The sequence below is a fragment of the Cognatundibacterium oligocarboniphilum genome (assembly GCF_013377855.1).
Taxonomy (GTDB): Bacteria; Pseudomonadota; Gammaproteobacteria; order Burkholderiales; family Burkholderiaceae_D; genus Undibacterium; species Undibacterium oligocarboniphilum.
Map to the genome: position 1 here is coordinate 198,953 of NZ_JABXYJ010000002.1, position 12,256 is coordinate 211,208.

At 48.6% G+C, this 12,256-nt stretch carries 10 protein-coding genes and 2 tRNA genes; 4 read left to right on the forward strand and 8 right to left on the reverse strand.

The window, feature by feature from the left end; genetic code table 11:
• Positions 1 to 73 precede the first annotated feature (73 nt).
• Positions 74 to 2,170 (reverse strand): excinuclease ABC subunit UvrB, encoded by a 2,097-nt coding sequence (uvrB, locus tag HV832_RS03885; RefSeq protein WP_176802253.1) that lies wholly within the window; start codon positions 2,168 to 2,170, stop codon positions 74 to 76.
• Between the two features lie 225 nt (positions 2,171 to 2,395).
• Here uvrB and HV832_RS03890 point away from each other — a divergent pair, with 225 nt between their 5' ends.
• The 4 genes from HV832_RS03890 (at position 2,396) to HV832_RS03905 (ending at position 6,446) form a co-directional block, all read left to right on the forward strand.
• Positions 2,396 to 3,610, forward strand: coding sequence for an amino acid aminotransferase (locus tag HV832_RS03890; protein ID WP_176802254.1), 1,215 nt, complete (start codon positions 2,396 to 2,398; stop codon positions 3,608 to 3,610).
• A 59-nt stretch (positions 3,611 to 3,669) separates the two neighbouring features.
• A tRNA-Asn gene (locus HV832_RS03895) sits at positions 3,670 to 3,745 on the forward strand.
• A 77-nt stretch (positions 3,746 to 3,822) separates the two neighbouring features.
• A tRNA-Asn gene (locus HV832_RS03900) sits at positions 3,823 to 3,898 on the forward strand.
• Between the two features lie 538 nt (positions 3,899 to 4,436).
• Positions 4,437 to 6,446, forward strand: coding sequence for a methyl-accepting chemotaxis protein (locus tag HV832_RS03905; RefSeq protein WP_176802255.1), 2,010 nt, complete (start codon positions 4,437 to 4,439; stop codon positions 6,444 to 6,446).
• A 52-nt stretch (positions 6,447 to 6,498) separates the two neighbouring features.
• Here the strand turns inward: HV832_RS03905 and HV832_RS03910 are convergent, their stop codons facing one another.
• The 7 genes from HV832_RS03910 to infC all read right to left on the reverse strand — a co-directional run bounded on the left by HV832_RS03910 (position 6,499) and on the right by infC (position 12,236).
• A complete protein-coding gene (locus HV832_RS03910; protein ID WP_176802256.1) occupies positions 6,499 to 6,870 on the reverse strand; it encodes a MerR family transcriptional regulator in 372 nt (123 codons plus the stop codon).
• A gap of 2 nt (positions 6,871 to 6,872) precedes the next feature.
• Positions 6,873 to 7,226: an integration host factor subunit alpha gene (locus tag HV832_RS03915; RefSeq protein WP_455431985.1), complete on the reverse strand. Its 354-nt coding sequence runs from the start codon at positions 7,224 to 7,226 to the stop codon at positions 6,873 to 6,875.
• A 99-nt stretch (positions 7,227 to 7,325) separates the two neighbouring features.
• On the reverse strand, positions 7,326 to 9,752 hold the full coding sequence (gene pheT, locus HV832_RS03920) for a phenylalanine--tRNA ligase subunit beta (protein ID WP_176802258.1): 2,427 nt from the start codon (positions 9,750 to 9,752) through the stop codon (positions 7,326 to 7,328).
• A gap of 60 nt (positions 9,753 to 9,812) precedes the next feature.
• Positions 9,813 to 10,829, reverse strand: a complete 1,017-nt coding sequence (gene pheS / locus HV832_RS03925) for a phenylalanine--tRNA ligase subunit alpha (RefSeq protein WP_176802259.1) — start codon at positions 10,827 to 10,829, stop codon at positions 9,813 to 9,815.
• 123 nt (positions 10,830 to 10,952) lie between these two features.
• Positions 10,953 to 11,312 carry a 50S ribosomal protein L20 gene (gene rplT / locus HV832_RS03930; protein ID WP_162020099.1) on the reverse strand — a complete coding sequence of 120 codons (360 nt, stop codon included), beginning with the start codon at positions 11,310 to 11,312 and terminating at the stop codon, positions 10,953 to 10,955.
• A gap of 28 nt (positions 11,313 to 11,340) precedes the next feature.
• Positions 11,341 to 11,538 carry a 50S ribosomal protein L35 gene (gene rpmI, locus HV832_RS03935; protein ID WP_176802260.1) on the reverse strand — a complete coding sequence of 66 codons (198 nt, stop codon included), beginning with the start codon at positions 11,536 to 11,538 and terminating at the stop codon, positions 11,341 to 11,343.
• Between the two features lie 155 nt (positions 11,539 to 11,693).
• Positions 11,694 to 12,236 carry a translation initiation factor IF-3 gene (infC, locus tag HV832_RS03940; RefSeq protein ID WP_317889298.1) on the reverse strand — a complete coding sequence of 181 codons (543 nt, stop codon included), beginning with the start codon at positions 12,234 to 12,236 and terminating at the stop codon, positions 11,694 to 11,696.
• Positions 12,237 to 12,256 lie beyond the last annotated feature (20 nt).

Consider the following 12,256-nt stretch of genomic DNA (forward strand, 5'->3'; position numbering starts at 1 on the left):
GGGATTGAGAGACTGATATTTCGTGATTCTGAAACTTTGTCGCCCATCCGGTTTCATCCTGATTCAGCTGATGTCAGGCGGATGGCAGCGAATCTGCCCCTCCCGCACCAAACAGCATCTGCTTCAGGTGCGCCAACTGATCACGTACCTGAGCTGCTTTTTCAAACTCCAGATTTTTCGCATGCTCCGTCATGAGTTTTTCCAGGCGCTTGATCTCACGGCTGATCTGCTTCTCGCTCATGACTTCATATTTGGCCTGCTCCTGTGCAGCAACCAGATTATCACGCGCATCCTGCTGATGATAAACGCCGTCAATAATATCTTTAATCTGCTTACGAATGCCGGTCGGCGTGATATTGTTTTCCGAATTAAAAATCAGTTGTTTCTGGCGGCGACGCTCGGTTTCACCCATTGCCCTGCGCATGGAATCGGTGATTTTATCGGCATACAAAATCGCTTTGCCATGCAGATTCCGTGCCGCTCGCCCGATGGTCTGGATCAGGCTGCGCTCCGAACGCAGGAATCCCTCTTTATCCGCATCCAGAATGGCGACCAGAGACACCTCAGGAATATCCAGACCTTCGCGTAACAGGTTGATACCGACCAGCACGTCAAAAGTGCCGAGCCGTAAATCCCGGATAATTTCGACCCGCTCTACCGTATCGATATCGCTGTGCAGATAACGAACTTTAATTCCGTTATCTCCCAAAAATTCGGTCAGTTGTTCAGCCATGCGTTTGGTCAGTGTTGTCACCAGCACCCGTTCATTCTTTTTGATCCGCTCCGTGATTTCACCGATCAGGTCGTCCACCTGCGTCAATGCAGGACGTACCTCTACTTCGGGATCAACCAGTCCGGTCGGGCGCACCACCTGCTCAACTGTCTGATCGGCATGGGCATGTTCGTAATCGCCCGGCGTTGCCGAAACAAAAACCGTCTGCCGCATTTTGCTTTCAAACTCGGCGAATTTCAGTGGCCGGTTGTCCAACGCCGAAGGCAAACGAAATCCGTAGTCAACCAGGTTGGTCTTACGTGCCCGGTCACCGTTATACATACCATTGAGCTGACCGGTCAGTACATGGGACTCATCCAGAAACATCAAGGCATCCGGTGGCAGATAATCCACCAGAGTCGGTGGCGGCTCGCCCGGCAAGGCGCCGCTCAGGTGCCGTGAATAATTTTCAATTCCTTTAGTGAATCCAATCTCGGCCATCATTTCCAGATCAAAGCGGGTACGCTGTTCAATACGCTGCTCTTCAATCAGCTTATTCTCGCGACGGAAAAAATCCAGCCGTTCACGCAGCTCTTCCTTGATTGTTTCGATGGCGCGCAACACCGTTTCTCTGGGGGTCACATAATGAGAACCAGGATAAACGGTAAAGCGCGGAATTTTTTGTTTAATTCGCCCGGTCAGCGGATCGAATAACTGCAGATTTTCAATTTCATCATCAAACATCTCGACCCTGACTGCCAGCTCAGCATGTTCGGCAGGGAAAATGTCAATCGTATCGCCGCGGACGCGAAAAGTACCACGGCCAAAATCGATTTCATTTCTGGTGTATTGCATCTGAATCAGGCGCGCAATGATATCGCGCTGACTGACCTTGTCCCTGGCACGCAGAGTCAGAATCATCTGATGATATTCATTCGGATTGCCAATACCGTAAATCGCTGAAACCGTTGCGACGATAATCACGTCACGGCGTTCCATCAACGATTTGGTACAGGACAGGCGCATCTGCTCAATATGCTCATTGATCGCTGAATCTTTTTCAATAAACAAGTCACGCTGCGGCACATAAGCCTCAGGCTGATAATAGTCGTAGTAAGAAACAAAGTATTCAACGGCGTTGCGCGGAAAAAATTCCCTGAATTCACTATACAACTGTGCTGCTAACGTCTTGTTAGGTGCAAACACGATAGCTGGGCGACCTGTGCGCGCGATCACATTGGCCATAGTGTAGGTTTTCCCTGAACCGGTCACTCCCAGCAGGGTCTGAAAAAATAAGCCGTCCCGAATTCCCTCCACCAATTGTGCAATCGCTGCCGGCTGATCACCTGCTGGTGGAAACATCTGATAGAGCTGATAGGGAGAATCCGGAAAAGAAATAAATTTGTCTTCATCCAATTGCTCGGATAAAGGGACTGAATTCACTGGTGCGACTGCCATCGTGCAGAACCTTTGTTAAAATGTGAGGCTGAATAGGATTTACGCAAAACAACAGACTAAAGGCGCAATCATCCGTTACGCTGCCCTGGTACGTATCCGTGCTTCATACAGTCTTGCACAGCATACCTTGCTGAAGTCATTTTACGTAAATCTTATGATTTTTGCATTTTTACTTTATTCCAACCGTAACTGTCGGCGACGACTGTTTAATTTCATATTATCACGATGACTGCTCCAGCCTCCTCCCCCCTGTTTTCCGCCATCGAGATGGCACCGCGCGATCCGATTCTTGGCATCACGGAAGCCTATAATGCCGATCAGAATCCGGCTAAGGTTAACCTTGGCGTCGGCGTCTATTACGACGACAACGGCAAAGTACCTTTGCTTGAATGCGTCAAAAAAGCAGAAGCGATCCTGATCGAAAAATATGCACCGCGCACCTATCTGCCAATTGAAGGGCTCGCGGCCTACGACCGTGCAGTACAGGATCTGGTATTTGGCGCAGACAGTGCCGTTGTCAAAGAAAAACGGGCTGTCACAGCCCAGGCTATCGGTGGCACCGGAGCATTGAAGCTGGGAGCCGACTTTTTACAGCGGTTCGCTCCTGATTCCGAAGTCTGGATCAGTGATCCAAGCTGGGAAAACCACCGCGCCCTGTTTGAATCTGCGGGCTTCAAAGTCAATGCTTATCCTTACTACGATGCAGCAACACGCGGCGTCAATTTTGCAGGTATGTTAAATGCGCTGCAAACCATGCCTGCTGGCTCCATCATCTTGCTGCATGCCTGCTGCCATAACCCTACCGGTGCAGACCTGTCGGATGAACAATGGACACAGGTAATTGAAGTTGTTACAAGCCGGGGACTGATCCCGTTCCTGGATATGGCTTATCAGGGCTTCGGCGATGGTATTGAAGCTGACGGCCAGGTTGTACGGCGCTTTGCCGAAGCCGGCGGCGCGCTATTTGTTTCAAATTCATTTTCCAAATCCTTCTCGTTGTATGGTGAGCGGGTTGGTGCACTGAGCATTGCAGCATCCAGCGCAGAAGAAGCATCACGCATCATGTCGCAGCTCAAGCGAGTGATCCGTACGAATTACTCGAATCCACCATCGCATGGCGGCCAGGTGGTCGCAACCGTATTAGCAATACCGGAGTTGCGCCAGCTGTGGGAGGACGAGTTGGCAGGAATGCGTGTTCGTATCCGTGAAATGCGCAATGCCTTTGTCAGCAAACTCAAAACAAAAGTACCGGCACAGAATTTTGATTTTGTGATCCAGCAACGCGGTATGTTCTCCTACTCCGGACTGAGCAAGGGGCAGGTTGCGCAATTGCGTGACAAACATTCCATCTATGCAGTCGATACCGGCCGTATCTGTGTGGCTGCCTTAAACAGTAAAAATATTGACGGCGTCATTGATGCGATCGCCAGTGTCTTGTAATTTTGGTTTGCCAAGTTATTGACAGGTAATGAGGCAAAGCATATAATCTTTGTCTCTGTTCCCTGATAGCTCAGTCGGTAGAGCGACGGACTGTTAATCCGCAGGTCCCTGGTTCGAGTCCAGGTCGGGGAGCCAAGAATTTCAAGTAGGCAGTGAACTTCATTAAAAAATCACTGCAAATCAAGTTTTTTGAAGACCTTCATATCTTCTGTTCCCTGATAGCTCAGTCGGTAGAGCGACGGACTGTTAATCCGCAGGTCCCTGGTTCGAGTCCAGGTCGGGGAGCCAAGTAATTACTGTGAATTATTCGTTCATAGATCATTTTTACGGGGTCGTAACAATTACGACCCCGAGTGCGTTAACGATGATTGAATCTGCTGTCAGTGCGTAAAAAACTCTGATGTCAACATGATGAAAGTCACCGGCAACCAGTTTTACGTAATGCCGATGTAGCTGCAGATACATCCCCATTTGTAATGCCTAGCATGCCATCGTTTTTCTGTGACAGATTCTCCCGGTTCAGCCCCCCCTCCCCTATTCTACCTGGCAGTTGCTTAGTTCAATTCAGCAGGGATATTAGCGTTACGTTATTTATTCATGTATCCCAATACAATAAAATTGATTACATGACAACACTTGATTTGTAGATCACATCACATTATCAGCGTGGCACAAAGATATGCAATCCCTGCCGCTTTCCGGTACCGCAATTAAGGTTGCGACCCCAAACTCTCCATAAATAAGAATAAAACGTCATAGGCGGGTCATATTCGGAGCATAAAATTTCCGTAAATCAAGTTTTTCTTCCTCTTATATCCCATTATTTATGCGCTCCCTCTTTTCTCCGGCTATCCGCCTGATGCAAAACCTGCGCATCAGCCAGAAAATTGCCTTTATTTCCGCTGGTTTTGCAATTCCTTTGTTCATCGTTCTGGCACTGTTGTTCAGTGAACTTCGCATCGAGGTTGCATCAGCAAAAAATAAACAACATAGCCTCCAGTTGATTCAACAAAACCAGGCACTCGCCACCTTAATACGCCAGCATCGCACTTTGCTCCACCTGCAGCTGACGGGTAATAAACAAGTCACTGACCGCATCAAACCGCTTGAAACCACCATCACTCAAGCAATTGATACTGCAGCGCCAAACAGCGACCTGAAAAAACAATGGGGCAATCTGAGCAGCGCGGTCATGACGATGAAAGCTCCTGACAGCTTTAAAGCCCACACCCAACTGCTGGACTCGATTAATCTGAAAACGGCTCAGCTGGCAAACAATTCAAAATTGTCTCTCGACAGTGATTTCACGACGAATGAACTGAGTTCTTTATATTTGAAATCCCTGCCCGCTATTGAGGAAAAAATCTCCGTGATGGCATCCCGCGGGGCGGCTTACATTGATACGGGTTTATTTGAGGCCGGTGAAGATGTCATGCTGAATTCACTGCAAATGAGCGTGAAAGTTGAGCTTGGGCAGTTAAGCAACGCAGTTAGTCAGTATAAAAAAGAAAACATAGAGTATAAAACTCCGCTGGACAATCTGCAGACCGCGCTGACGAACGTGCAAAAATATTTTGACCGCGCTCAGGATGAAGTGCTGGCATCTGTGAATCAAAGTTCTGGCAAAGCATTTTCCGAAGCTGGTGATGTCACTATCCAGCAACTGAATACAGCAGGCACTAATGTAGCGCACCTGATTGATCAACGCTTGGGAGAATCGATCAGCCAGTTAAATCTGAAAATCATTAAAATGTTTTCAGCCATCATCGTCCTGATACTGATTGCCAGTTATTTCCTGATGGCGATTTATCTGACTTTATCTAAGGAAATTCAGGTACTGACCGAAGCAATAGAAAAAACAGCTTCCGGAGATTTTTCCAATATTCATCAGCATGCAGGTAAAGACGAATTTGCCCAACTGACGAATGCAGTATCCACAATGAATCAGAGCCTGAGTCAACTCATTGCAGGAATTCGTTCAGACGCCGTCACAGTCAATGACATTGCCCATGAAATTCACGAAGAGACCGTTGATCTGGCGAGCCGTACGGATCACCAGGCCGGAGCATTACAACAGACCGCCAGCTCGGTTGAGCAACTGACCGGCACTATTCAGGAAAATGCCGCCAATCTGGCCCAGGCGAGCAGCTTGATTCATAGCTCGGCCACCCATGTGAATCAAGGTCTGGAAGTCATGGAAAAAGCCATCGACAGCATGCAGTCCGTTACTCACAATTCGAAAAAGATTTCTGAAATTATCGGCGTCATGGATAGCATTTCATTTCAGACCAATATTCTTGCATTGAATGCCGCGGTTGAAGCCGCACGGGCAGGTCAGGAGGGGCGTGGCTTTGCGGTTGTTGCCAGTGAGGTGAGAAATCTGGCACAGCGAAGTGCAAATGCGGCCAAAGAAATCAAAGCCCTGATCACGACCTCAGGAACAGCCATAGAACAAGGTAGCAACATGATTAATTCTGCTGGTAAAACCATGCAGGAAATCGCAACCAATGTAAAACAGGTCACACACCTGATCAAACACGTCAGCGATGCAAGCCAGGAACAAAGTAAGGGTATTTCCAGTGTAAATCAGGCCATTACCCGTATTGATGAAATCACCCAGCACAACGCCAGCCTCGTAGAGCAAGCAACAGCATCCACCAATAAGCTGGAGCAGCAGGCGATGTCCCTGAGTACTGCGGTCAGCATATTCAGGATCAGTGCGGTGTCTGAAAAAAATGCACCGGTCATCTCGATCCAGGCAATCCAAAAGAAAAAAGCAGCGACACATCAAGTCGCTGCTTTCAAGCAATCGCAGAAAAAAATCCTACGCGGTTAAAACATTATGGAAATTTGTCCGGGACGATGGTAAATACCATCTCCGGATAAATTCAGATTTTCAGTAAAGTCAGCACAGCCTGTAATTCATCGCGTATCTGCGGCAAACTAATGGCCGGATCTACGATAAACACCTCCTGTACAGCACGTGAAGAATGGGAACCTAACTTATTTCTTGCGCCATTAATCGTAAATCCCTGTTCATACAATAACTCACGTATACGACGAATCAGCAGAACCTCATGATGTTGATAATAGCGCCGGTTTCCGCGACGCTTGACCGGCTTCAGTTGAGAAAACTCCTGCTCCCAATAGCGAAGTACATGCGGTTTAACACCGCACAACTCGCTCACCTCGCCGATTGTGAAATAACGCTTGGCAGGAATAGCTGGCAAGCTGCTGGTCTCAATTTTGATATCAGTCATACTCAGGCGGCATGAGCAAGTGTTTGGCCGCCCGCCTCGTCAACCATACCCTTCAATTTTTGACTGGCATGAAAAGTGACGACGCGGCGCGCTGTAATCGGAATTTCTTCTCCTGTTTTCGGATTGCGCCCCGGGCGCTGTGGCTTGTCCCGTAGCTGAAAATTGCCAAAACCGGACAATTTCACCGCAGACCCTCTTTCCAATGCGTCCCGGATTTCATCAAAAAAAGTTTCCACCATATCTTTCGCTTCGCGTTTGTTTAATCCGACCTGTTCAAATAACAGTTCGGCTAATTCCGCCTTAGTTAAAGTGGGCAACTCTTTTTCTGCTTGAGAACGAGCCCGTGCCTCCTGCATTGCACGATTCAGATCTGCATCCAATACCGATTGAAATTCCGCAGAATTTACATCATTCATGATCGAACTCATTTATCTATACTGTTCCAGCCACAACACTTATCGCAATCTGGCTGCAAATTTTGCACAGGCTGCATGCGCTAATGCACTCATTGCAGCTTCAACTTTTTCATCCTGTAAGGTAGCTTGAGTATCTTGCAAGCTAAACCGGAAAGCAAGGCTTTTCTCATCCTCGTTCAATCCCTTTCCACGATATTCATCAAATAAAACAACGGCTTGCATGATACGGCAAACTGGATTTCCCTGAGCTTCTGCATGAAAGATATCCAATAACTCCTGCGCAGGAACATCTTGCCGCACAACCAGCGCCAAGTCTCGGGTCACCGCCTGGAATTTGGAAATTTCTTCGTAGACAGGGACAGTCACATTCTGCAAAGCATCCACATTGACCTCAAATACCACTGGCGCCAGTGGCAAATCATATTTCTGCTGCAGACGCGGATGAAGCTCACCGATATAACCGACTATCTGACCATCGCATTCAATCCGGGCACTGCGCCCTGGGTGCAAGGCAACATGCTCAGTTTTGACGAAACGCAAAATCTTAGGTGCAAACAAGGCTTCCAGATCTGCTTTAATATCGAAAAAATCTACATTCCGCGTTACCTGACCCCACTGCTCTTCAACAACAGCTCCATAAGCAAGCGCAGCAAGATGTTTAGGCTGGTGATAGCCGGCAACGGTCAATGGACCGTCCTGCACCGTCGGATCCTGCAGATAAACTGCACCAATCTCAAATACGCGAACCCTGCTGACCTTACGATTCAGATTGTATCGGGCATTTGCAATGAGACTGCCAAGCAGGCTGGTGCGCATAACACTCATCTGACTGGCGATCGGATTAACCACGCGTACCGGTTTAGCATTTCCGGCAAAATCAGCTTCCCAGGACTCATCCACAAAACTGTAATTAATCACTTCCTGATAATCACGGTCAGCAATCAGACGCCGGATGGCAAACAATGTGCGATGATTTTCGGGAGCAATCCGCATCGCATTAGCGGCAACAGGGGGTAATGCCGGAATATTTTCAAAACCATATACGCGGGCTACTTCTTCAATCAGATCTTCTTCGATCTCAATGTCGAAGCGATAGGATGGCGGCGTCACCAGGAACTCCCCCTCCTGATGGGTAAACTGTAAATTCAAGCGTGTAAAAATATCGGCAATCATCGCATCGGACAGTGGAACACCGATGACTTTCTGTGCACGGGCGGTACGCAGTCTGACCGGTGCACGCTGCGGAAGATTAACGATCTGATCATCAACAGGTCCCAGCCTGACCTGCTCAGCACCACCACAAATTTCTACGATCAGCGCACTGATACGTTCAATGTGCTCAACGATATTGTCAAAATCAACACCCCGCTCAAAGCGATGTGCAGCATCTGTCGAGAAGTTATACCGGCGCGCACGTCCCTGAATCGCATTTGGCCACCAGAATGCGGCTTCCAGATAAATATTCTGGGTATTCAATGTCACAGCTGTCGCATCACCACCCATAATGCCCGCCAGGGATTCGATTTCCCGCTCGTCTGCAATCACGCCGACCCATTCGTCAATATCAACAGTATTGCCATTTAATAACTTGAGCGACTCGCCGGCTCTTCCCCAGCGCACGTCAAGGCCGCCATGAATTTTATCCAGATCAAATACATGGGTTGGCCTGCCTAACTCCAGCATCACATAATTGGAAATGTCGACCAAAGCAGAGATCGGGCGCTGGCCGCTACGCTCAAGGCGCTGCTTCATCCATTCGGGGGTGGGCGCTTTTGCATTTACGCCACGGATTACGCGACCGCAGAAACGGCCACATAAATCTGGAGCGGATATGTTGACAGGAAGTTTTTCATTCAATTCAACCGTCAAAGCCTTCGTTGTCGGAAGGTGTATCGGTGTACCCGTCAGCGCAGAAACCTCGCGTGCGACACCAAGAACAGACAGGCAGTCTGCTTTATTCGGCGTCAGCTTGATCGTAAACTTCAGGTCATTGAGTTGATAATAATCGCGGAAATTTTTCCCGACCGGGGCATCCGATGGCAGGTCCATCAAGCCGCCGTGATCTTCAGACAATTTCAGTTCACGCGCGGAGCAGAGCATACCCTGAGACTCGACGCCACGCAGTTTGCCGACTTTAATCAGAAAAGGCTTACCATCCGGACCAGGCGGGAGCACTGCACCCGCCATCGCGCACGGCACACGCATACCGACACGCACATTCGGTGCACCGCATACGATGCTGAGCAGTGTGCCGGTACCGACATCGACCTGACATACATTCAGGCGATCGGCATCAGGATGTTTATTAATTTCCCGGATCTCGGCGACCACGACATTAGAAAACGGAGGAGCGACCGGCTCCACCTCTTCGACCTCTAAACCAGACATGGTCAACAAATGGGATAGCTCATCCGAAGTCATCTTCGGATCGACCATAGTACGGAGCCAGTTTTCAGAAAATTGCATAATTCAGCCGTCTCATGTTGGATATTTGAACGCCCCGCGTTCAGATTGATTCAGAATTTATCAGTTAAATTGCTTCAGGAAGCGCAGATCGCCCTCATAAAACAATCTCAGATCGTTAACGCCATAACGCAGCATCGTCAAACGCTCCAAACCTGAACCAAATGCAAAGCCAATATATTTTTCAGGATCCAATCCCATATTACGGATCACCGCAGGATGTACCTGCCCGGAACCAGAAACTTCGAGCCAGCGCCCTTTCAGAGGACCGCTGCCGAAGGCAATATCAATCTCAGCCGACGGCTCTGTGAATGGGAAATAAGATGGACGGAAACGTACCTGTAAATCGTTCGTCTCGAAGAAAGCTTTTACAAAATTCAGGTACACCCCTTTCAGGTCTGCGAAGCTGATATCCTCAGCAATCCATAGTCCCTCAACCTGATGAAACATCGGTGAATGAGTTGCATCACTGTCGACACGGTAAGTGCGTCCTGGAGCAATGACTTTGATGGGTGGCTGATTCATGCGCGCATAGCGCACCTGCATCGGACTGGTATGTGTACGCAACAATAACTGCTTACCCTCACTATCCCTACCATCCACATAGAAGGTATCCTGCATGGAGCGCGCAGGATGGTTTTCCGGACTGTTCAGAGCAGTAAAGTTGGTCCAGTCGGTTTCAATTTCCGGGCCATCGGCCACGTCAAATCCGATAGAACGGAAAATCTCTTCCACTCTTTGCCAGGTGCGCATGACGGGGTGTATGCCGCCGACACCACGACCACGGCCGGGCAAGGTCACATCAATTGCTTCCGCACTCAGACGTGCCTGCAACTGCGCATTGGCTAAGGCCTCACGGCGCTCAGTCAGGGCATTTTCAATCTGTACTTTAGCCGCGTTGATGACGGCACCCTGTGTCTTACGCTCATCCGGAGAAAGCTTCCCCAGGCTTTTCATCTGTTCGGTAATCTGGCCACTTTTACCCAGATATAAAGCTTTAGCATTTTCCAGTGCTGCGGCATCGGCAGCCGCCAGAAAATCAGCACATGCCTGGCTGACGATTTGATCTAATGGGTTCATGCGTTGTTCCCGCTTACATAGAAGCTGAAATAATGAGCTGAAAACAAAACGGGGCATAGGAATCAACCTCTGCCCCGCTTGCCAGAGCAGCCTGCAAGCAGACTGCTTCAGTATTTTGCTGTATTACGCTGCCAGGTTGGCTTTGACTTGATTAACAATCGCAGCAAATGCTGGTTTGTCAGTCACTGCCATGTCAGCCAATACCTTACGGTCGAGTTCAATCGCAGCTTTTTTCAGGCCGTTCATGAATACGCTGTAAGTCATACCGTGTTGACGTGTCGCTGCATTGATACGCGTGATCCACAACGCGCGGAATACACGTTTCTTGTTGCGGCGATCGCGGTATGCGTACTGACCAGCACGCATAACAGCTTGCTTGGCAATACGGAATACTTTACTGCGACGACCACGGTAACCTTTAGCAAGGTTCAGTACTTTTTTATGACGGGCACGAGCTGTAACCCCACGTTTTACTCTAGGCATAATAACTCCTTAAATAATGAGTATGAGGTTAAGCACTTGGCATCATGCGCATAACGGAAACCATGTTGGTGTCATGAACACCTACAGCACCACGCAATTGACGTTTGTTTTTGGTCGTTTTCTTAGTCAGGATGTGACGCTTAAAAGCCTGACCGCGTTTAACGGTACCACCTGGACGGACGCGGAAGCGCTTTTTTGCGCTGCTTTTCGTCTTCATTTTTGGCATAACACTATCTGTCTGTTAAGACAGCTCCAGTTTTATATGATGGTAGGTGGCAGCAACGATCGCTACTCTTGGATGCCTACTTCTCACTTATTGTGACAGGTTCATCACTGAACCTGTCTATCGCAGTTCCCGCCAACGCAGGTACTGCAAAATACTTATTTCTTTTTCTTTGGCGCCAGAATCATGACCATCTGACGACCTTCCATTTTTGGAAACTGCTCAACCTGACCGTACGGCTCCAGATCCAGCTTCAGACGTTCCAGCATACGCATACCGATTTCCTGATGCGCCATTTCACGTCCGCGAAAGCGCAGGGTGATTTTGGTTTTATCGCCATCATCAAGAAATTTGACCAGATTACGCAGCTTGATGTTGTAATCACCATCGTCGGTACCAGGGCGGAATTTAACCTCTTTGACCAAAATGACTTTTTGCTTCAGTTTGGCTTCATGAGCTTTTTTCTGCTCCTGATACTTAAACTTGCCGTAATCCATCAAACGACAAACTGGTGGTTGTGCATTCGGTGCAATTTCAACCAAATCCACATTAGCCTCTTCGGCTAAGCGAAACGCCTCACCCAGTTTTACGATACCCAGAGGTTCGTTATCAACACCAGACAGACGCACTTCTGGTGCCGTCACTTCACCGTTGATACGATGTGTTCTTTCGGTAGCTATTGCAGTTTCCTTTAAAAAAATAAAATCTTTACCGTGCGATC

Bases quoted from the DNA above. Each gene is read 5' to 3' on its own strand.
- uvrB (WP_176802253.1), bottom strand. From the start codon at position 2,170: ATGGCAGTCGCACCAGTGAATTCAGTCCCTTTATCCGAGCAATTGGAT.
- rpmI (WP_176802260.1), bottom strand. From the start codon at position 11,538: ATGCCAAAAATGAAGACGAAAAGCAGCGCAAAAAAGCGCTTCCGCGTC.
- rplT (WP_162020099.1), bottom strand. From the start codon at position 11,312: ATGCCTAGAGTAAAACGTGGGGTTACAGCTCGTGCCCGTCATAAAAAA.
- pheS (WP_176802259.1), bottom strand. From the start codon at position 10,829: ATGAACCCATTAGATCAAATCGTCAGCCAGGCATGTGCTGATTTTCTG.
- HV832_RS03905 (WP_176802255.1), top strand. From the start codon at position 4,437: ATGCGCTCCCTCTTTTCTCCGGCTATCCGCCTGATGCAAAACCTGCGC.
- HV832_RS03890 (WP_176802254.1), top strand. From the start codon at position 2,396: ATGACTGCTCCAGCCTCCTCCCCCCTGTTTTCCGCCATCGAGATGGCA.
- pheT (WP_176802258.1), bottom strand. From the start codon at position 9,752: ATGCAATTTTCTGAAAACTGGCTCCGTACTATGGTCGATCCGAAGATG.
- HV832_RS03915 (WP_455431985.1), bottom strand. From the start codon at position 7,226: ATGCAGGAGGCACGGGCTCGTTCTCAAGCAGAAAAAGAGTTGCCCACT.
- HV832_RS03910 (WP_176802256.1), bottom strand. From the start codon at position 6,870: ATGACTGATATCAAAATTGAGACCAGCAGCTTGCCAGCTATTCCTGCC.